The 18,892-nt window shown below is 70.9% G+C and carries 18 protein-coding genes; 10 read left to right on the top strand and 8 right to left on the bottom strand.

Features of this window, described 5'->3' with window-relative positions; genetic code table 11:
• The first annotated feature begins 26 nt into the window (after positions 1-26).
• From trhA to ACZ48Z_RS36010, 4 genes are all read left to right on the top strand, one after another.
• Complete coding sequence (gene trhA / locus ACZ48Z_RS36025) at positions 27-740, top strand: PAQR family membrane homeostasis protein TrhA (RefSeq protein ID WP_468740116.1); 714 nt, start codon at positions 27-29, stop codon at positions 738-740.
• A gap of 101 nt (positions 741-841) precedes the next feature.
• Positions 842-2,386, top strand: coding sequence for a DHA2 family efflux MFS transporter permease subunit (locus ACZ48Z_RS36020; protein ID WP_468740115.1), 1,545 nt, complete (start codon positions 842-844; stop codon positions 2,384-2,386).
• A gap of 4 nt (positions 2,387-2,390) precedes the next feature.
• A complete protein-coding gene (locus tag ACZ48Z_RS36015) occupies positions 2,391-3,023 on the top strand; it encodes a TetR/AcrR family transcriptional regulator (RefSeq protein WP_468740114.1) in 633 nt (210 codons plus the stop codon).
• A gap of 33 nt (positions 3,024-3,056) precedes the next feature.
• A complete protein-coding gene (locus ACZ48Z_RS36010; protein ID WP_468740113.1) occupies positions 3,057-3,785 on the top strand; it encodes a Mut7-C RNAse domain-containing protein in 729 nt (242 codons plus the stop codon).
• Between the two features lie 65 nt (positions 3,786-3,850).
• Here ACZ48Z_RS36010 and ACZ48Z_RS36005 read toward each other — a convergent pair whose 3' ends face one another.
• Both ACZ48Z_RS36005 and ACZ48Z_RS36000 read right to left on the bottom strand, forming a co-directional pair.
• Complete coding sequence (locus ACZ48Z_RS36005) at positions 3,851-5,881, bottom strand: thioredoxin domain-containing protein (RefSeq protein ID WP_468740112.1); 2,031 nt, start codon at positions 5,879-5,881, stop codon at positions 3,851-3,853.
• Positions 5,882-5,910: 29 nt separating this feature from the next.
• A complete protein-coding gene (locus ACZ48Z_RS36000; protein WP_468740111.1) occupies positions 5,911-6,573 on the bottom strand; it encodes a hypothetical protein in 663 nt (220 codons plus the stop codon).
• Positions 6,574-6,745: 172 nt separating this feature from the next.
• Between ACZ48Z_RS36000 and ACZ48Z_RS35995 the strand changes: the two genes are divergently transcribed.
• Positions 6,746-9,946 carry a tetratricopeptide repeat protein gene (locus ACZ48Z_RS35995; RefSeq protein ID WP_468740110.1) on the top strand — a complete coding sequence of 1,067 codons (3,201 nt, stop codon included), beginning with the start codon at positions 6,746-6,748 and terminating at the stop codon, positions 9,944-9,946.
• Positions 9,947-10,393: 447 nt separating this feature from the next.
• On the opposite strand, the gene ACZ48Z_RS35990 is transcribed toward ACZ48Z_RS35995, so the two are convergent.
• Positions 10,394-10,654, bottom strand: a complete 261-nt coding sequence (locus ACZ48Z_RS35990) for a hypothetical protein (RefSeq protein WP_468740109.1) — start codon at positions 10,652-10,654, stop codon at positions 10,394-10,396.
• On the bottom strand, positions 10,647-11,507 hold the full coding sequence (gene mca / locus ACZ48Z_RS35985; RefSeq protein WP_468740190.1) for a mycothiol conjugate amidase Mca: 861 nt from the start codon (positions 11,505-11,507) through the stop codon (positions 10,647-10,649). The genes ACZ48Z_RS35990 and mca overlap by 8 nt, the downstream gene beginning before the upstream one ends.
• 192 nt (positions 11,508-11,699) lie before the next feature.
• Between mca and ACZ48Z_RS35980 the strand changes: the two genes are divergently transcribed.
• Together ACZ48Z_RS35980 and greA are read left to right on the top strand one after the other, a co-directional pair.
• Positions 11,700-12,098 (top strand): DUF4307 domain-containing protein, encoded by a 399-nt coding sequence (locus ACZ48Z_RS35980; RefSeq protein ID WP_468740108.1) that lies wholly within the window; start codon positions 11,700-11,702, stop codon positions 12,096-12,098.
• Between the two features lie 168 nt (positions 12,099-12,266).
• Complete coding sequence (greA, locus tag ACZ48Z_RS35975) at positions 12,267-12,767, top strand: transcription elongation factor GreA (protein WP_328750160.1); 501 nt, start codon at positions 12,267-12,269, stop codon at positions 12,765-12,767.
• Between the two features lie 95 nt (positions 12,768-12,862).
• Here greA and ACZ48Z_RS35970 read toward each other — a convergent pair whose 3' ends face one another.
• The 3 genes from ACZ48Z_RS35970 to ilvA form a co-directional block, all read right to left on the bottom strand.
• Entirely contained in the window at positions 12,863-13,720 is an 858-nt protein-coding gene (locus ACZ48Z_RS35970) for an ABC transporter permease (protein ID WP_468740107.1), read from the bottom strand.
• On the bottom strand, positions 13,717-14,697 hold the full coding sequence (locus ACZ48Z_RS35965; protein WP_468740106.1) for an ATP-binding cassette domain-containing protein: 981 nt from the start codon (positions 14,695-14,697) through the stop codon (positions 13,717-13,719). The genes ACZ48Z_RS35970 and ACZ48Z_RS35965 overlap by 4 nt, the downstream gene beginning before the upstream one ends.
• A gap of 162 nt (positions 14,698-14,859) precedes the next feature.
• Positions 14,860-16,089 (bottom strand): threonine ammonia-lyase, encoded by a 1,230-nt coding sequence (gene ilvA / locus ACZ48Z_RS35960; RefSeq protein ID WP_468740105.1) that lies wholly within the window; start codon positions 16,087-16,089, stop codon positions 14,860-14,862.
• 163 nt (positions 16,090-16,252) lie between these two features.
• On the opposite strand from ilvA, the gene ACZ48Z_RS35955 reads away from it, so the two are divergent.
• The 3 genes from ACZ48Z_RS35955 to ACZ48Z_RS35945 all read left to right on the top strand — a co-directional run bounded on the left by ACZ48Z_RS35955 (position 16,253) and on the right by ACZ48Z_RS35945 (position 17,712).
• Positions 16,253-16,756, top strand: coding sequence for a MarR family winged helix-turn-helix transcriptional regulator (locus tag ACZ48Z_RS35955; protein ID WP_468740189.1), 504 nt, complete (start codon positions 16,253-16,255; stop codon positions 16,754-16,756).
• A gap of 115 nt (positions 16,757-16,871) precedes the next feature.
• Complete coding sequence (locus ACZ48Z_RS35950; protein ID WP_468740104.1) at positions 16,872-17,372, top strand: sigma factor-like helix-turn-helix DNA-binding protein; 501 nt, start codon at positions 16,872-16,874, stop codon at positions 17,370-17,372.
• A 91-nt stretch (positions 17,373-17,463) separates the two neighbouring features.
• Positions 17,464-17,712 (top strand): hypothetical protein, encoded by a 249-nt coding sequence (locus ACZ48Z_RS35945; RefSeq protein ID WP_468740103.1) that lies wholly within the window; start codon positions 17,464-17,466, stop codon positions 17,710-17,712.
• 12 nt (positions 17,713-17,724) lie between these two features.
• Here ACZ48Z_RS35945 and ACZ48Z_RS35940 read toward each other — a convergent pair whose 3' ends face one another.
• On the bottom strand, positions 17,725-18,882 hold the full coding sequence (locus ACZ48Z_RS35940; RefSeq protein WP_468740102.1) for a cystathionine gamma-synthase: 1,158 nt from the start codon (positions 18,880-18,882) through the stop codon (positions 17,725-17,727).
• Positions 18,883-18,892: the final 10 nt, after the last annotated feature.

Here is an 18,892-nt window from a genome sequence, read left to right as displayed (position 1 = left end):
ACGCCTCCGTAGGTACGATGCGGGGCATGACGCCGCCCGCCCACGACGCCGACGCGCCCTCCCTGCCCCACCAGATCAAGCAGCACGCCCAGCAGCTCGCCGAGCCGATCAAGCCCAGGCTGCGCGGCTGGCTGCATCTGGGGATGTTCCCCGCCGCACTCGTCGCGGGGCTGATCCTCACCGCCCTCGCCGACTCCACCAGAGGACGCATCGCCTGCGGGATCTTCGCCCTGACGGCCTGTCTGCTCTTCGGTGTCAGCGCGCTGTACCACCGGGGCGACTGGAGCCCCCGCATGGACGGCGTCCTGCGACGGCTGGATCACGCCAACATCTTCCTGATCATCGCCGGCACCTACACCCCGCTGACCATGCTGCTCCTGCCGGGGGCCAAGGGGCAGTGGCTGCTCTGGAGCATCTGGGCCGCGGCGCTCGCCGGGATCCTCTTCCGGGTGTTCTGGGTCGGCGCCCCGCGCTGGCTCTACACCCCCTGTTACATCGCCATGGGCTGGGCGGCCGTCTTCTTCCTGCCCGACTTCATGCGCACGGGCGGTGTCACGGTCCTCGTCCTGGTCGTCGTCGGCGGCCTCCTCTACAGCGCGGGCGGCGTGATCTACGGCCTGAAGCGGCCGAACCCGTCACCGCGCTGGTTCGGCTTCCACGAGGTGTTCCACTCCCTCACCCTGGCCGCGTTCGTCGTCCACTACATCGGCATCTCGCTGGTGGCGTACCAGCACACGTAGACCGTTCTCGCCGTTCGAGGGCCGCAGCCCAGCAGCCGCGGCCCTTTTTGCATGCCAAAATCGATTGACAGTTACTAGCTTTTGAGAGTTACTCTCATTTCATGGAAACCAACACACCGGACCCCCGTCGCTGGTGGGCCCTGGCCGCCCTCGTCGCGAGCATGCTGACGCTCGGCTTCGACCTGACGATCCTCAACGTGGCCCTGCCGACGATGGCCGCCGACCTCGACGCCGGCACCGGCGCACAGCAGTGGATGGCGGACGCGTACGTCGTCGTCTTCGCCGCGCTGATGCTCCCCGCCGGCCTGCTCGGCGACCGGTTCGGACGGCGCCGCATGCTGATCACCGGGCTCGGCATCTTCCTCGCCGGATCACTGGTCGGCGCGCTGGCCGGCGACGTGAACGCGGTGATCGCCGCACGCGCGGTGATGGGCGTCGGCGGCGCCCTCGTCACCCCGCTCGCGCTCTCCGTCCTGCCCACCCTCTTCGCCCCCGACGAGCGCACCAAGGCCGTCGGCATCGTCTCCGCCGCCTCCGCGCTCGGCCTGCCGCTCGGCCCGATCATCGGCGGCTGGCTGCTGAACCACTTCTGGTGGGGCTCGGTCTTCCTGGTCAACGTCCCGATGGCCGCGATCGGCATCGCCGCCTGCGTCTTCCTCCTCCCCGAGACCCGCGACCCCTCCTCCCCCAAGGTCGACGCCCTCTCCACCGCGCTCACCGCGACCGGCCTCGGCGCCCTGGTCTACGGGATCATCGAGGCGCCCGCCCGCGGCTGGGGCGACCCCCTGGTCCTGTGCATGCTGACGGCGGCCGTCCTCCTGATCGCCGGGCTGGTGCTGCGCGAACGCCGTGTCGAGCGCCCCATGCTCGACATGACCCTGCTCACCCACCGCGGCTTCCTCTTCAACGCCGTCGCCGCGACCCTGGTGAACTTCGTCCTGTCCGGCCTCCTGTTCGTGCTGCCGCCCTTCCTCCAGACCGTCCTCGGCCACGACGCCCTGGGCACCGGCGTCCGCCTGCTGCCGATGATGGGCGGACTGCTGGTCGCCTCCCGTCTCGCCCCACGGCTCGTCGCCCGGTTCGGTGCACGCGCCACGGTGAGCGCGGGCCTGGTGGTGCTGGCCTTCGCCGGGCTCCTGGGCAGCCGTACGACGGTGGAGTCCGGCTACGGCTTCGTCGCGCTGTGGCTGGCCCTCACCGGCTTCGGCTTCGGCCTCTCGCTCATCCCCGCCATGAACGGCGGCCTGAGCGCCCTGCCCCGCGACCGCGCCGGCAGCGGCTCCGGACTCCTCATGACCATGCGCCAGGTCGGCGGCGCGATCGGTATCGCCCTGCTCGGCAGCCTGCTCGCCGGCGCGTTCCGGGACCGCGTCGACGTCACCGGGCTGCCCGCGCGGGCCGCCGACACCGCGGGGGAGTCCGTGGTCGCCGCGCACCTCGTCGCCGAACGGACCGGCTCGGCCGATCTGCTGGCCTCCGCGAACAGCGCGTACGTCCACGGCATGGGCCTCGTCCTGCTGGTGTGCGGGATCGCCGCCCTCGTCGCCGCCCTGCTGGCAGCCGCGTTCCTGCCGGGCACCCCCGGCCCGGCCGGGACGTCCACCGCACCGGACATGGCTGCCGACGAGGCCGATGCCCGACAATGAACCCATGACGGCCGCACGCTCCCCCCTCTCCCCCGCCGACCGCCCCCAACTGGGCCTTCGCGAGCGCAAGAAGATCAAGACACGCGAGGCGATCCGCACCGCGACCTACGCGCTGATCACGGAACAGGGCTACGACGCCACGACCGTCGAGCAGATCGCCGAGCGTGCCGAGGTGTCACCGTCGACCGTCTTCCGCTACTTCCCGACCAAGGAGGACATCGTGCTCACCGACGAGTACGACCCCCTGATGCTGGAGGAACTGCGGAACCGGCCCGCTGACGAGTCATGGATGGACTCGCTACGGCACGTGATACGCATCGCCATGGAGGGGAACATGGCGGAGGACGTCGACGTGGCCCGTCTGCGGGCACACCTCGGGGTCCAGGTACCCGCCGTCCGCGCCAGGATGGTCGAGAGCATGTCGGAGACCTCACGCATGCTCCGCGAGGTCATCGCCGAGCGCTCCGGCCTGGCCACGGACAGCCTTGAGGTGCGGGTCTTCACGATGTCCCTCATCGGCGGTCTCATGGAGGTCTCCATGTACTGGGCGGAGAACGGCTTCGAAGGCGAACTGAGCGATCACGTGGACCGGGCCCTGGACGTCCTGGAACACGGCCTGCCCCCGAAAAAGGCCTGAGTCCGCCCACCCCTGCCATGCCATCCTGACCGGGTGAACGGTCCCGAGATCCACGTCGAGTTCGCCCCCGGTCCGGCCGTGTTCGTCGCGAGCGGCCGACGCCAGGGGCCCCACCCCCTCACCACCGACGGGGTCGCCTCCCTCGGCCATGTCGTCGAGTCGGCCGGCGTCCCCCTCACGGAGGTGGGGGCACTCGTGGTCAACGGCCGCGAGGTACCGGTGTCGTACGTCCCCGCAGCGGGCGACCGCGTGACCGTACGGGCCGTCGAGCGCCCCCAGCAGGTCCCCGGCGCTCCCCTGCGTTTCCTCCTCGACGTCCACCTCGGCACCCTCGCCCGCCGCCTGCGCCTGCTCGGCGTGGACACGGCCTACGAGTCGACGGACATCGGCGACCCGGCGCTCGCCACCCGCTCCGCGACCGAGAAACGGGTCATGCTCAGCCGCGACCGCGGTCTGCTGCACCGCAGGGAACTGTGGGCGGGCGCCTTCGTCTACAGCACCAGCCCCGAGGACCAACTCCGTGACGTCCTGGACCGCTTCCGCCCCGCGTTGAAACCCTGGACCCGCTGCACCGCCTGCAACGGCCCGCTGCGGGAGGCCACCAAGGAGCAGGTCGCGGACCGTCTGGAGAGCGGCACGCAGCGGTCGTACGACGTCTTCGCCCAGTGCGAGGAGTGCGGCAGGGCGTATTGGAAGGGCGCGCACCACGAACAACTGGAGGCGATCGTGGAGCGCGCCATGACGGAATTCTCAGCCAACTGAGCGTCACCAACCGCCTTTAGGGGCGCGGGGAACTGCGCGACCAGCCCCCACCGGGCCGCACCCGCTCAACCCCCCAATGCCACCCGCAACGCATCCGCGTCGGTCGTAGGCGCATCACACGTGAAGTGCCGACAGACGTACGCCGTGGGTTCACCGCTGACGAGAACCCGGTCGGCCAGCAACGGGAACTCCTCACTGTCCGGCGCCCCGACGGCGACCACCGCACCGGGGGCGGTCCCCAGAAGTGCCGTACGGTGCAAGGCCTTCGTCACGGGGTCGGTCAAGGAGGGCCCCACCACCGCAACCTCCCTCGGCCCGTCCAGGTTCGCCTCCGCCACCGCGAGCCCCCACCCGACGAACCGGGGCACCCGAGGCCCGAGCGCCTTGACCACCCCCAGTGCCTTCTCGGCAGCGGCACGATGCGGCTCGGACCCGGTCTGCGCGGCGTACGACAACAGCGCCCCCGCCGCCGCGGTCCACCCGGAGGGCACCGCGTTGTCGGTGGGATCCTGCGGCCGCCGGATCAACTGCTCGGCGTCCGAGGCGGTGTCGTACAGCGTCCCCGCCTCGTCGGTGAACCGGGACAGCACATGGTCGAGCAGGAACCCGGCGAAGTCGAGCCAGACCCCCTCCCCGGTGACCGACGCGAGCGCGAGGAAGCCCTCGGCGACATCGGCGTAGTCCTCCAGCACCCCGGCGTTCGCACCGACTTGACCGTCCTTGCTCGTACGGGAGAGACGGGCGTGCTCGTCCAGATGCAGCCGTACGAGAAGGTCGGCTGCGCCGATCGCGGCCTCCACCAGGTCGGGCCGGTCGAAGTACGCGCCGGTCTCGGCGAGCGCGGCGATCGCGAGGCCGTTCCACGCGGCGACGACCTTGTCGTCCCGGCCGGGAGCGGGGCGTTCCGCGCGCGCGTCGAGGAGCCGCCGCCGGATCGACTCGACCTTCTCGGCCTCGAACACCGTGTCCAGCTGCGGAAGTTGCAGGACGGACTGCCCGTGCTCGAACGTGCCCTCCTCGGTGACGCCGAAGTACTGGGCGGCGAGGTCGGCGTCCTGTTCCCCGAGCACCTCGCGCAACTGCTCAGGCGTCCACACGTAGTAGGCGCCCTCGACGTGCTTCCCGCTCCCGTCGTCGCTGTCGGCGTCCAGCGCGGAGGCGAACCCGCCCTCGTTGGTGCGCAGTTCACGCACCATGAAGTCGGCGGTGTCGAGCGCGACCCGGCGGGCGAGGTCGGAGCCTGTGGCACGCCAGAGGTGGGCAAAGGTGCGGCACAGAAGGGCGTTGTCGTACAGCATCTTCTCGAAGTGCGGCACGATCCAGTCGCGGTCCACGGAGTAGCGGGCGAAGCCGCCGCCGAGCTGGTCGTGGATACCGCCGCGGGCCATGCGCTCGCAGGTGTCCCGGGCCATCTGGAGGGCGCCCTCGGCGCCGGTGCGGGCGTGATGCCTGAGCAGGAACTCGACCACCATGGACGGCGGGAACTTCGGCGCCCCGCCGAATCCGCCGCGCTGCGGGTCGTACTCCCTGGTCAGCCCGAGCAGGGCCGCGGCGAGCTGTTCCTCACCGGGCGCCTGCGAGTCGCCGTAGGAGATCTCCCGTCCGGCGAGATCCCGCACGATCTTCCCGGCGACCTCGGCGACCTCGTCCCGCCGGTCGGTCCAGGCAGTGCGCACCCCCTCCAGGACCTGCCGGAAGGAGGGCATGCCCTGACGGGGGGCGGGCGGGAAGTAGGTGCCGAAGTAGAAGGGTTCGGCGTCCGGGGTGAGGAACACGGTCATGGGCCAGCCGCCCTGCCCGGTGGCGGCCTGCACGGCCTCCATGTAGACGGCGTCGACGTCGGGGCGTTCCTCGCGGTCGACCTTGACGCTGACGAAGTGTTCGTTGAGGAAGTCGGCGGTGGCCTCGTCCTCGAAGGATTCGTGGGCCATGACGTGACACCAGTGGCAGCTCGAATATCCGACGCTCAGCAGGACGGGTTTGTTCGCCTTCCGCGCCTCCTCGAAGGCCTCGGCCGACCAGGGCCACCAGTCGACGGGGTTGTCCGCGTGCTGGAGGAGGTAGGGGGACGTCTCGTGAGCCAGTCGGTTCGGCATGGGGTCCATCCTGCCGCAGTACCCCGGAGTCAGGCGTCAGGCGTCTCCCACACCGTGACGTCGAGCTTTCCCGTGCCGCTGCTCGGTGCCGTGACGACGCGGAGGTAGGCGACCCGGCCCTCGTCCGTCAGCAGGCAGAAACGGTTGCCGCGCTTCACGTTCGCCGTGTAGGTGCCGTTGCGATCGACGCTCGCGGCACACTCCTCGGCACTCGGCGCGGCCCCCGAGGCGGGCAGCGGGGCCAGGTTGGAGACGGAACGGGGCACGAAGAGGTTCGGGTCGCCGATGGACGCCCCGAAGATGATGTCGCCGCCCTTGATCTCCGTGCCCGACACGATCGGCCGGGGCGAGTCGAGTTCGATGTACGACCCCGAGTTCGTGGTGTCGGCCTCCACGACGGCCGGGCCGAACCGCACCCGGCCGGCCGGCGCGCTCTTCGCGGGCTGCTCCCCCACGGAGTCGGACGACGTCGGGGTGGTGGGCGCGGACGCGGTGGGCCCCGACCGTACGCTCCCGGCCACGCCGGCACCCTCGTCGCCCTTGTCGTCGTTCGACGAACCCGAGCCGTTCAGCAGCACCGTGATGAGGATTCCCACGACCGGCACGACGATCCCGACGACCCACCAGGCCCAGCGCGGCTGCTGGTGAGGGCCCTGCGGCGAGTCCGTCGGCGCAGTGTTGTCCGCAGTCATGTGTTCCCCGTCTTTCCCCGTGATGTCTGTGATCACGATAGCCACACAGACGGCCCACAGCCCCGATTCACCAACCCTTCACGACGACGCGGCACCCCCGCCCTCTCGCCCCGATGCCCCGTCAGCCGCACACTTGACCAAGAAAGCCGTTGCCGCCGGAGGGGGAAGTCACATGCGGGACAGCCATCGGGCGGAAGCCGAACGGCTGTTGGCCAGAGCCGTGGAGGAGGAGGTGCGGCGGTCGGGCAGGCGTGTCGACGGCGCCGTACTGCTGTCCCGGGCCCGTGGATCGCTGGACGCGATGGCACAGACGGCCGCCACGGAGTACGAGGCGTACACACGTGCCCTCGACGAGACACAGGCCGGTCAACTCACCTTCGGGCAGCGGTACTCGAAGGAGGCGTCCGGAACTCCCCTGCTGGTGGCGGCGGTCGCCGCGGTGGCGGCCGCCGTCGCCGACCTGGCACTCGGCACCGGCACCGGCACCGCACTGGGCGCGGGCGTGGCCGTGGGAGTCGTGGGCGCGGCGACGACAGTCGTGAAGGTGGCCGGCTCGCACCTCCCCGCCGCACACCACAGGGCGGGCGCGATCGGCCAGCCCGGCGGCCCGGAACAGCTGCGGCTCCAGTGGCTGACGGCCCTGGAGGTACGGGGCATCCGGCCCTTCCTCGACCAGCAGCGGGTGCTCAGCGCGTCCACCGGTCCGAAGAAACCGGGCCCGCGGCTGCGCGGCACCGACAAGAGCGCCGCGGCCCGCGGAAGGAGCGTGCTGGAGCAGTCGTTCAACCAACTCCCGGCGCCGATCAGCAAGTTCGCGGACCGTCGCACCGAGATGGGCCGCATCCGGCAGTGGGTGCAGGCCTCGCGCGCGACCACCGAGACCCATCCCACGGTGGTCGTCCTGCACGGCCCGCCCGGCAGCGGCCGCACCGCGCTCGCGGTCCGCGCGGCACACGACCTGAAGGACTACTTCCGCGGCGCCTGCGTGGTGGATCTGCGCGGCGGCAGTCCGGAGGAGTCCCCGCTGTCCACCCGCGAGGCGCTGCTGCATCTGCTGAACCGGCTCGGCGCCCCGCGCGAGCAACTGCTGTTCCGCGAGCGTTCGTCGCCGGACCAGCAGGTCAAGCGGTTGAGCGAGCTGTACCACCAGCATCTCAGAGGCCTTCCGGTGACGATCGTGCTGGACGACGCCTCCGACGCCGAGCAGGTCCGTGTCCTGGTCCCCGAGCGCTCCGACAGCCTGGTCCTGGTCACCGCCCGCGAGCCGCTGGCCCTGCCGCCGGACCTCGCCGCCCAGGTGCACGAACTCCCGGTCGACGCCCTGGACGCGGCGGGCGCCGAGGAGCTCCTGGACGCGTCCGCACAGTCCGGCACCGGCCCCTACGACGCCCAGTCCGCCGACCTCATCAGGGAGTTGTGCGGCGGACTCCCGCTCGCCCTGCGCATAGCGGGCTCCTCACTGGGCGCCCGCTCGCCGCGCCAACTGGCCACGGACCTCGGCGCGTACGGCCCGGTGGAACCCGTCGAACGTGCGCTGTGGCTGCGCTACACCGACCAGTCGGAGCCGGCCCGCCGGCTGCTGCGCCGCCTCGCGCTGGCCGGCCGGGCCTCGCTCGGTGCCGCCGCCGCGGCCGCGCTGCTGGCCACCGACGAGACGGAGGCGACCCGGCATCTGGTCGCACTCGCCCGCGCGGGCCTCATCGACCACGTCCGCGGCAGCCGTTACCGCGTCCACGACGTGGTCCGTGCGTTCGCCCAGGCCAGGCTGCTGGACGAGGAGGAGCCGGCCGAGCGTACGGCCGCGCAGGAACGTCTCATCGTCAACTACGCCGATCTCGCCGACTCCGTGCTGCGGCTGGTCGACGGCAACATGTCGACCCGCTCGGACCGTTTCAGCCCGCACGGCTTCACCTCCCTCGACGAGGCGCTGCGCTGGCTGGACGACGAGTCGAGTTTCATCACGGCGGCGCTCAGACACGCGGAGGGCGTCAACCAGGGGGCGGTCCTGAACCTGCTGGGCGCGCTGTGCGACTACTGCCTCCTGCGGGGCGACCTCTACCGCCTGGGCGAGATCAGCGAGTTGGCGCAGGCGGTGGACCAGGGGCTGCTGGTCCGCTCGGTGCAGTGGCGCACGGGCATCGCCGCCCGCCAGCTCGGCGAGCTGGACAAGGCCCGCACCACCCTGACCTCGGTGGTCGACCTCTACATGGAGGCCCACCATGACGCGGGCGCCGCTCGCGCCCTGTGCTCCCTGGGGATCACCCTGCACCACCAAGGGCAGTTGACGGAGGCGGCGGCGCGACTCCAGGAGGCCCTGGACCTCCAGTCGCCACCCGAACTGGCCACGGACCGGGCCTGGACCATGCACGCCCTCGCGGCGGTCGAACGCGACCGCGGCCGCGTCGCCGAGTCCCTCGACCTCCTCACCCGCTCCCTGGTCCTGCACCGGGCCGGCGAATCCGTGCACGGCGAGGCCTGGGCCCACTTCCAGCTCGGCCAACTGGGCCTGCGCATGGGAGACGTACCGCGCGCGGAGAAGGAACTGCGAACCGCCCTCGACCTGTACGGCCGCACCCGCGACGCCCGCGGCGAGGCCTGGGCGCTCACCCAGCTGGCCAGAGCCCGCCTGGTGGCCGGTGACCCGTCGCCGGCGGTCGACGGTCTGCGCCAGGCGGCCTCCCGCCACCGCGACAACGAGGACGCGCGAGGCGAGGCCTGGACGGTCTACTACCTGGGCCAGGCGCTGGAGGAGACGGGCAACCTCGACCTGGCGGTCCGGGAACTGGAGCGTTCGCGCACGATGTTCTCCCGCATGCGCGACGTCTACGGCCTGGCCTGCGCCCGCCACCACTCGGCCCGCGCCACCCGCGACCAACGCGCAGCGCAGACCGGCTCGTTGCGCAACTCGGGCTTCGCCAGGCAGTTGCTGGTCGACGCCCGCGCCGACTTCCAGCGCATCGGCGTCGCCCACGGCGAGGCCTGGACCTGCCTCGAACTGGCGGTGGTCGACGCCGGAAACGGCCGTACCCCCCAGGCCCTGTCCCTGTGCGACGAGGCGGCGGCCCTCTTCGCCTCCTATGGCGACCAGCGGGGCGAGGACTGGGCCCGCTTCCTGCGCTGCACCCTGCTGCCGTATGCGGCGCCGGGCGGCGTGGAGATCGGCGCGGCGGTCGCCCAGGAGGAGCTGGCGGAGCTGGGACGCCGGGGGCACGGGGCACGGGACGACAAGCTGGACGACTACGTGGGGGCGTACGGGCTGCTGCTGGAACGCGGCGTCAACCTGGAGGCCGGCTGGCAGGCCTGGCGACTGGGAATGGTGCCGAACCGGCACGCCCGGGAGGTGATGGGGGTGGCGGTGGCGCCGGCCCACTGAGCCCCCGCGGATTCGGTGGGGGCGGGCGTTTTGCGCAGTTCCCCGCGCCCCTTTAATGCGCCTGCGGTTCGGTGGGTGGGTCGGGGCCGGGGTGGGGGGTGTCCGTCCTCGGTCCGGCGGCTCGGTTCCTTGAGCAGTACTCGGTTCCGGACGCCGGCCGCTGCGGGCGGACACCCCCCACCCCGTCCCCTTCACGCCGTCGGCGGCCTGCAGGTGCGTTGTGACTTACGTGGCGTTGACCCACTGCTTTTAAGGGGCGCGGGGAACTGCGCGGCCAGCCCCCACCGGCCGACAGTCGTCCGACAACCTGGCCCGTCGCCTCCCCGCCGTCGGCGACTGCGGGCACGACGTGCTTTCAGGGGCGCGGGGAACTGCGCGACCAGCCCCCACCGGCCCGCAGTCGTCCAACAACCTGGCCCGACATGTGGCGTGGCGGGGGCTCTGTCGTCAGCCCTTCGCGGGTGAGGCCTTGCCGGAGGCGCCCGTGGTGGTGCCCTCCTCGGAGGCCCCCTCGTCCGGGGTCTCCTTGAAGTCGACCTTGCCCATGTGCTTGCTCATGGACTTCATCAGGACCCACACCGCCAGGGCCATCGCCGCGAAGACGATGAAGCCGAGGACGCCGGGGGTGACCTTGTCCTCGTCGACCTCCTGGGCGAGGGTCGCGAGGTGCGTCATTGCCAGGCTTGCGCTTGCGCTCATGTCAGGCATTGTCGCGGATGCCCGCAAAGAGGTCGTCCTCGGGGAGGGAGGTATCGACGAGGGACTTCGCGAGCTCGTACTCCTCCGTCGGCCAGACCTCCTTCTGGAGGTCCAGCGGGACCTTGAACCAGCCGCCGTCGGGGTCGATCTGCGTGGCGTGCGCGATCAGGGCCTTGTCGCGGATCTCGTAGAACTCCGCGCACGGAACATGCGTGGTCAGCGTGCGGTCGCGCATCGGGGAGTCGTCCCAGCGCTTGAGCCAGTCCCCGTACGGCGACTCCAGGCCGCGCGCGATCAGCGCGTTGTGCAGCGCCTCGGTGCGGGGGCGGTTGAAGCCCTGGTTGTAGTAGAGCTTCTGCGGCTGGTGGGCCTGGCCGTACTCGGACTCGGGGAACTTCTCGGTGTCCGCCGCGCCCTCGAACGCCACCATCGAGATCTTGTGCGTCATGATGTGGTCGGGGTGCGGGTAGCCGCCGTTCTCGTCGTAGGTGGTGATCACCTGGGGACGGAAGGAGCGGATCTGCCTCACCAGCTCGCCGGCCGCCTTGTCCACGTCCTCCAGGGCGAAGCAGCCCTCGGGCAGCGGCGGCAGCGGGTCGCCCTCGGGCAGACCGGAGTCCACGAAGCCGAGCCATTCCTGCCGCACGCCGAGGATCTCGCGGGCCTCGTCCATCTCCTTCTTGCGTACCTCGTGGATGTGCTCCTCGATGTACGCGTCCCCCTGAAGCTTCGGGTTGAGGATGGAGCCGCGCTCCCCGCCCGTGCAGGTCACGACCAGCACGTCCACCCCCTCGGACACGTACTTCGCCATGGTGGCCGCGCCCTTGCTCGACTCGTCGTCGGGGTGGGCGTGCACGGCCATCAGTCGCAACTGGTCAGTCAAGACTCAATCCTCAGTAGGTCGGCGCCACCGGTGTCCTCGGGCGCATTTCATCAGGTGCCGTCCCGCCGCGACGTCGTCGAGGGGCCGGTGTCGGGCGGCGGGGGCAGGCTTCTATAGTGACCGAATCGGGAGGCGATTAATTCCACGGCCTTGGTTTCCCAGGAGACGATCATGAGTACGGCGAGCACACAGCTGCCCGAGGGCCGCTACGGCAGCTCCTCGGACGAGCGTGCCGACCACAAACTCAAGATCGCCGGCGCCGTGCTGGGTGCCCTCGTGCTCGCCCTGATCGGTTACTTCGCGTATCACTACGTCGGCCAGAACAAGATCAGCGCCGAGGTGATCGCGTTCGAGGCACAGCCGTCCGCGGTGACGGTGCATCTGGAGGTCCGCAAGGACTCCGGCACCTCCGGTTACTGCACGATCCGCTCCCAGGCGGCGGACGGCTCCGAGGTGGGCCGGGCCGACTTCCGCTTCGGCGGCGACGCAACCCGCATCGACAAGGCCGTGACACTGCGTACGACGGCCCGGGGTACCACGGCCGAACTGCTGGGCTGTCACGCCGACTGACGTCACCCTCGATACCCGGGCACTGACCTGCGCCGACCTTATTCCGACGGCTTATGTCCTCCCCCTTCGGCCACCGAATTGTTAGGCTCGTGGTTTCGCCCATCCGTGAAGGCACATTCTTCTGGGTAGGGCGATGCTTTGTATTCCCAGTACCTACGAGGAGCACCTGTGACCCAGACCAGCGAAGACGTCACCTGGCTTACGCAGGAGGCGTACACCAAGCTCAAGGAAGAGCTGGCGTACCTGTCTGGTCCCGCGCGCGAGGAAGTCACCGCGAAGATCGCGGCCGCGCGCGAGGAGGGGGACCTGCGCGAGAACGGCGGGTACCACGCGGCCAAGGAAGAGCAGGGCAAGCAGGAGCTCCGCATCCGCCAGCTGACCCAGCTCCTGGAGAAGGCCAAGGTCGGCGAGGCTCCGGCGTCGACGGACGGGGCGGTGGCGCCCGGCATGGTCGTGACGATCGCCTTCGACGGTGACGAGGACGACACCGTGACCTTCCTGCTCGCCTCCCGCGAGTACGCGAGCGCGGACGTCGAGACCTACTCGCCGCAGTCCCCGCTGGGCTCCGGCGTGCTCGGCCACAAGGTCGGCGAGGACGCGCAGTACGAGCTGCCCAACGGCAGGAAGGCCTCCGTGACGATCCTCAGGGCCGAGCCCTACAACGGCTGACCCCGGCCGGCCCTCTGGTCCCGCTGTCCTTGACGGGCCCCCGGCGTCCTCGCGACGCCGGGGGCTTCGTCACGACCCCGTACCGTGCCGTCGCGTCACGCCGTCGCCGACCGGTACTTGCGGACCGCCAGGGTCCTGAAGAGGGCGATGATCAGCACCGAGTAGATGAGCGACGCCCACACCGGATGCTGCATGGGCCACGCGTCGGACGGGGACAGTCCCGGATCGCCGAAGAGCTGACGGCAGGCCTGCACCGTCGCGCTGAACGGGTTCCACTCGGCGATGTGCCGCAGCCAGGGCGTCATCTTGCTGGAGTCCACGAAGGCGTTCGAAATGAACGTCACCGGGAAGAGCCAGATCAGTCCGCCGGAGGTCGCCGCCTCCGGAGTCCGCACGGTCAGGCCGATCAGTGCGCCGATCCAGGTGAAGGCGTATCCGAGGAGCAGCAGCAGGCCGAAGCCGCCGAGGATCTTCCCGAAGTTGGTCGGGTCCACGGAGCCGGGGCGCCAGCCCACGAGCAGGGCGACCAGGGCGAGGACCAGCAGGGTCAGGGCCGTCTGCACGAGGTCGGCGACGGTACGGCCGGTCAGCACCGCGCCGCGCGCCATCGGCAGCGAGCGGAACCGGTCGATGAGCCCCTTGTGCATGTCGTCGGCGATGCCCGCGCCGGCACCCGCGGTGGCGAAGGTGACGGTCTGCGCGAAGATGCCGGCCATCAGGAAGTTCTTGTAGACATCCAGATCGGTGCTGTTGCCGATCTGCATGGACCCGCCGAACACGTAGGTGAACAGCACCACGAACATGATGGGCTGGACCAGCCCGAAAAGGATCATCTCCGGAATGCGGGTCATCCTGATCAGGTTGCGTTTGGCCACGACCAGGGAGTCCCGGACGGACCGGCCCAGGGGGTTGCCGGAGGCGGCGACCCGCGCGGTGTCGGTGACGGCGCTCACTTGGCGGCCTCCTTCTCGTCGGTTCCCTCGGCCTTGACCTCGGCCACGTGCCCCGTCAGCGAGAGGAACACGTCGTCGAGGGTCGGGCGGCGCAGACCGATGTCGTCTATCTCGATGCCACGGGTGTCGAGTTCGCGGATGACCTCGGCGAGCAGTTTCGCGCCGCCGGTCACCGGCACGGTGAGTTTGCGCATGTGGTCCTCGACGGTGGTGTCGCCCTTGCCGAAGCCGCGCAGCACCTCCGAGGCCGCCTGGATGTGCTCGCGCTCGTGCACGACGACCTCGACGCGCTCGCCGCCGGTGCGGGCCTTGAGTTGGTCGGAGGTGCCCTGGGCGATGACATGGCCGTGGTCGACGACGGCGATGTCGTGGGCGAGGTGGTCGGCCTCCTCCAGGTACTGGGTGGTCAGCAGCAGGGTCGTCCCGCCGGAGACCAGCTGTTTGATGACCTCCCACAGCAGTTGGCGGTTGCGGGGGTCGAGGCCGGTCGTCGGTTCGTCCATGAACATCACGGGCGGTGAGACCACCAGGGCGGCCGCGAGGTCGAGGCGGCGGCGCATGCCTCCGGAGTAGGTCTTGGCGGGGCGGTCGGCCGCGTCGGCGAGGTCGAACTGCTCCAGCAGCTCGCCCGCGCGGGTCTTCGCCGGCTTGGCCTTCATCTGGTAGAGCTGGCCGACCATCTGCAGGTTCTCGCGGCCGGTGAGGTATTCGTCGACCGCCGCGAACTGGCCGGAGAGGCCGATGGAGCGGCGTACGGCGTCGGGGTTCTTGAGCACGTCGATGCCCGCCACGACCGCGCGGCCGCTGTCGGGTTTCAGGAGGGTCGTCAGACAGCGGACCATGGTCGTCTTACCCGCGCCGTTCGGTCCGAGGAGGCCCAGGACGGTGCCTTCGGGGACATCGAGGTCGACGCCGTCCAGAGCCCTTACGTCGCCGAAGGTCTTGACCAGACCTTCGGCATAGATGGCGCCTGGCATATGAGTCTCCACGTCGTCGGGGATTCTTGGGAAAGCCTAGATTTGCGCGTTTTCTTCCGCCTGGTGACGGGTGGAGCGGGGACCGCCACGAGACACACCATAACGCGATGTATCGCGTCTCTCAATGGAGTTACCCGAACGAGTGACGCCCGGTGCTCCGGCCTAGTCGATGACCGTGTAACCCGACTCGCGCAGAGCCCGGCCGACCTCGGCGCAGTGTTCCGGCCCCTTGGTCTCCAGGTGCAGTTCGACCTCCGCCTCCGCGAGCCCGAGCCGTGGATCGGTCCGGACGTGGCTCACGTCGAGGACATTAGCGTCGACCACTGACAACACCCCGAGAAGTGTCGCGAGGGCGCCGGGCCGGTCCGTCAGCCGGAGCCGGACGGCCAGATAGCGGCCCTGCGCGGACATGCCGTGCCGCAGGACGCGCTGGAGCAGCAGCGGGTCGACGTTGCCGCCGGACAGCAGGGCGACGACCGGCCCCTCGAAGGACCCCGGGTCGCTCAGCAGGGCCGCGACCGGGCTCGCCCCGGCCGGCTCGACGACCAGCTTGGCCCGCTCCAGGCACAGCAGCAGCGCGGCGGACAGCTCGTCCTCCGTGACCGTGCGGACCTCGTCCACGAGCTCGTCCACGATCCCGAACGGCACATCGCCGGGCCGGCCGACCTTCATGCCGTCGGCCATCGTCGCCGGGTTCCGGATCGACACCGGGTGCCCGGCCGCCAGCGAGGGCGGGTACGCGGCCGCGCCAGCCGCCTGCACGCCCACGATCCGCACGTCCGGCCGCAGCGCCTTCACGGCGACCGCGACACCGGCCGCGAGTCCGCCGCCGCCGATCCCGAGGACGATCGTGCGCACCTCCGGGCACTGCTCCAGGATCTCCAGGCCGACCGTGCCCTGGCCCGCGATGACGTCGGGGTGGTCGAAGGGGTGGATGAACACCGCGCCCGTCCCGGCCGCGTACTCCTGGGCGGCGGCCAGCGTCTCGTCGACCACCTGGCCGTGCAGGCGCACCTCGGCGCCGTACTCCCTGGTCGCGCTGATCTTCGGCAGCGGGGCACCCTTCGGCATGAACACCGTGGAGCGCACGCCGAGCAGCGTGGACGCCAGTGCGACGCCCTGCGCGTGGTTGCCGGCGCTCGCGGCGACGACGCCCGCGGCACGCTCCTCGGGCAGCAGTCCGGCGATGCGGACGTAGGCGCCGCGGAGTTTGAACGACCCCGTCCGCTGGAGGTTCTCGCACTTGAAGTGCACCGGAGAGCCCACCAGCTGGGTCAGATGGCGGCTGCCCTCCATCGCGGTCGTCCGCGCCACGCCCGTCAGCATCTTCTGCGCGCCGCGCACGTCGTCGAGCGTCACCGACGGCACGGGGTGGGCCTTGCGGTAGTTCATGACTCGAGTCTCGCAGTTCACACGCGCGGGCTCGCGCTGTGACCAACGTCCGAGACGGGTTTGCGCAGCCCCGGTACGACCTGCCTCCCGGCCGCGTACTCTGTCCCCCAATCCAGCTCCCCCTTCATGAAGTGAGCCTCCGGCCATGCCCACAACACCTGGAATGTCGATGGACATGACGACCGTCGGTGACACCGGTCTTCTCGACACCCTGCAGCACGAGGTGGCGGTCTTCGCCCGTCGTGCCGAACAGACCCGGCTCGGCGGGGTGGGGCAGGTGCGCAACTCCATGGACCGCGCCGCGTACCTGCTGCTCAACCGGCTCGACAAGGAAGGCCCGATGGGCGTCAAGGCGCTCGCGGCGAGCATGGGCATCGACTCGTCGACGGTCACCCGGCAGGTGGCCCCGCTCGTCGACACCGGACTGGTCAAGCGGACCTCGCATCCCGAGGACGGGCGCGCTGTGGTGCTCCAGCTGTCCCCGCGCGGGCAGTCCCGGCTGGAGGAAGTGCGCTCCTCCCGGCGTCAGTTGATGGCCGAGCTGACACACGACTGGGCACCGGAGGAGCGCGACGCGTTCTGCACGCTCCTCACCCGCTTCAACACGGCGCTCTCCACCCGGATGACGGCCCAGGGCGTACCGGGACCCGAAGCGCAGTCCTCCTAGGCACGCGCGTCCTGCCCCACCCCTTGACCGGACGGCCGCGCCGGGCCTCATATGAGACCGGGGTCCTCGGGTCGTACGAAGCCGTCGTACGGCCATCCGCGGGCGGGGAGGTGTGGTGCGGCAACGGCAGGTGTCCCAGGGCACGCGTCGGGCCCGGGAGTTCGAGGCGTTCGTCGCGGGCGCAGCCGGGCGGCTGCTGCACGCCGCGACGCTTCTCACCGCGGAGGCCCCGGACGACAACCCGCGCGCGCGGCGTCTGCTGACGCTGGCGCTCGCCCACACGTACGCGTGCTGGGACCGGCTGCGCGGTGAGGACCCGTACAACCGTGCCCGTCAGTACCTCGGGCTGCGCTTCGCGCACGGAGCGTGGCGCCACGGAATCCTGCTCCGCCACCGCGCCCACCCCGCGGCCCCGCTGTCCCGGCTCACCCCCCAGGAACGTCTGATCGTGGTGCTGCGCCTCTACGAGGGGGTGGCCGAGGAACAGGCGGCGGCCCTGCTCGGACTGCCCGCGGAACGCGTCCGCACGATCTGCGACCGGGCGACGGCAACGCTGCTGCACCCGCCGCGCGGGCCCGCGCCGACGGTGCTGGGGGCCAAGGTGGCGGCGTCATGAGGGCCCGGGACCGAAGTGCGCGCCGTGGCAGACGGCCGGCAGGCGGAGCGGGTGGCCGCGTCGGTGGGCCGCCGGATCGCGGGAGGCGCAGGTGAACCGGAACCAGCGCGAGGCCGCCGTACGGCAGCTCATGGAGCGGGCGACGCCGCAGGTGCCGGCGGACCTGTGCGGGGAGGCCGTACGGCGTGGGTCGCGGCTGCTGCGGCGCAGGGTCGCGGCACGCCGGGCCATGTGGCTGCTGCTGTTCGCCGTGAGTGTGGCGTTCGTGGTGTGGGCGCTGACCGCACAGCCCTGGGTGGAGCCGCCGTCCACGACGACTCCACCGATGTCGGGCTGGTGAGTCCGGGCCGGCCTACTTCGCCAGTGCCTGCTGAAGGTCTTCCAGCAGGTCGTCGACGTTCTCGATGCCCACGGACAGGCGTACGAGGTCGGCGGGGACCTCCAGCGCGGAACCTGCCACGGACGCGTGCGTCATGCGGCCCGGGTGCTCGATCAGCGACTCGACACCGCCCAGGGACTCGCCGAGCGTGAAGATCTTCGCGCGGTTGCACACCTCGACGGCCGCCTCCTCGCCGCCTTCCACGCGGAAGGAGACCATGCCGCCGAAGGACCGCATCTGCTTGGCGGCGACTTCGTGCCCGGGGTGCTCCGCCAGGCCGGGGTAGAGGACCTGCGTCACGCGCGCGTGGCGGGTCAGCATGTCGGCGACCTTGGTGGCGTTCTCGCTGTGCCGGTCCATGCGCACCGACAGCGTCTTCGCGCCGCGCAGCACCAGCCAGGAGTCGAAGGGCCCGGCGACCGCGCCCATCGCGTTCTGGTGATACGCCAGCTCTTCGCCGAGTGCCTCGTCGGCGGTGATCAGCGCGCCGCCGACGACGTCGGAGTGGCCGCCCATGTACTTGGTCAGGGAGTGCACCACGACGTCGGCGCCGAGGGCCAGCGGCTGCTGGAGGTACGGCGTGGCGAAGGTGTTGTCGACGACGAGCCTCGCGCCAGCGTCCCGGGCGATCTGGGCCACGGCCGCGATGTCGGTGATGCCGAGCAGCGGGTTGGAGGGGGTCTCCACCCACACGGCCTTGGTCTTCGGGGTGATCGCGGCCCGTACGGCGGCCGGGTCGCTGGTGTCGGCGACCGACCACTCGACACCCCACCGGGCGACGACCTTCGCGAAGAGGCGGAACGTGCCGCCGTACGCGTCGTTGGGGATGACCACGTGGTCGCCGGGGCTGAGCAGCGTACGCAACAGGCAGTCCTCGGCCGCCAGTCCGGATGCGAACGCGAGGCCTCGGCGGCCGCCTTCGAGGGCGGCGAGGTTCTCCTCAAGGGCGGTGCGGGTCGGGTTGGCGCTACGGCTGTACTCGTAGCCGCCGCGCAGACCGCCGACGCCGTCCTGCTTGTAGGTCGAGACCTGGTAGATCGGGGGGACCACCGCACCGGTGAGGGGATCCGCGGTGTTGCCCGCGTGGATCGCGAGAGTCTCGAAGTGCTGACTGATGTGCCTGTCGCTCATGGGCCCCGAG

Source organism: Streptomyces sp. NPDC031225 (assembly GCF_055570355.1).
This window is presented reverse-complemented; position numbering and strand designations above follow the sequence as displayed.

What these genes read in the sequence shown, in the direction of transcription:
- trhA (WP_468740116.1), top strand. Translation starts at nt 27, where the DNA reads ATGACGCCGCCCGCCCACGACGCCGACGCGCCCTCCCTGCCCCACCAG.
- ACZ48Z_RS36020 (WP_468740115.1), top strand. Translation starts at nt 842, where the DNA reads ATGGAAACCAACACACCGGACCCCCGTCGCTGGTGGGCCCTGGCCGCC.
- ACZ48Z_RS36015 (WP_468740114.1), top strand. Translation starts at nt 2,391, where the DNA reads ATGACGGCCGCACGCTCCCCCCTCTCCCCCGCCGACCGCCCCCAACTG.
- ACZ48Z_RS36005 (WP_468740112.1), bottom strand. Translation starts at nt 5,881, where the DNA reads ATGCCGAACCGACTGGCTCACGAGACGTCCCCCTACCTCCTCCAGCAC.
- ACZ48Z_RS36000 (WP_468740111.1), bottom strand. Translation starts at nt 6,573, where the DNA reads ATGACTGCGGACAACACTGCGCCGACGGACTCGCCGCAGGGCCCTCAC.
- ACZ48Z_RS35995 (WP_468740110.1), top strand. Translation starts at nt 6,746, where the DNA reads ATGCGGGACAGCCATCGGGCGGAAGCCGAACGGCTGTTGGCCAGAGCC.
- ACZ48Z_RS35990 (WP_468740109.1), bottom strand. Translation starts at nt 10,654, where the DNA reads ATGCCTGACATGAGCGCAAGCGCAAGCCTGGCAATGACGCACCTCGCG.
- mca (WP_468740190.1), bottom strand. Translation starts at nt 11,507, where the DNA reads ATGGCCGTGCACGCCCACCCCGACGACGAGTCGAGCAAGGGCGCGGCC.
- ACZ48Z_RS35980 (WP_468740108.1), top strand. Translation starts at nt 11,700, where the DNA reads ATGAGTACGGCGAGCACACAGCTGCCCGAGGGCCGCTACGGCAGCTCC.
- ACZ48Z_RS35965 (WP_468740106.1), bottom strand. Translation starts at nt 14,697, where the DNA reads ATGCCAGGCGCCATCTATGCCGAAGGTCTGGTCAAGACCTTCGGCGAC.
- ilvA (WP_468740105.1), bottom strand. Translation starts at nt 16,089, where the DNA reads ATGAACTACCGCAAGGCCCACCCCGTGCCGTCGGTGACGCTCGACGAC.
- ACZ48Z_RS35955 (WP_468740189.1), top strand. Translation starts at nt 16,253, where the DNA reads ATGTCGATGGACATGACGACCGTCGGTGACACCGGTCTTCTCGACACC.
- ACZ48Z_RS35940 (WP_468740102.1), bottom strand. Translation starts at nt 18,882, where the DNA reads ATGAGCGACAGGCACATCAGTCAGCACTTCGAGACTCTCGCGATCCAC.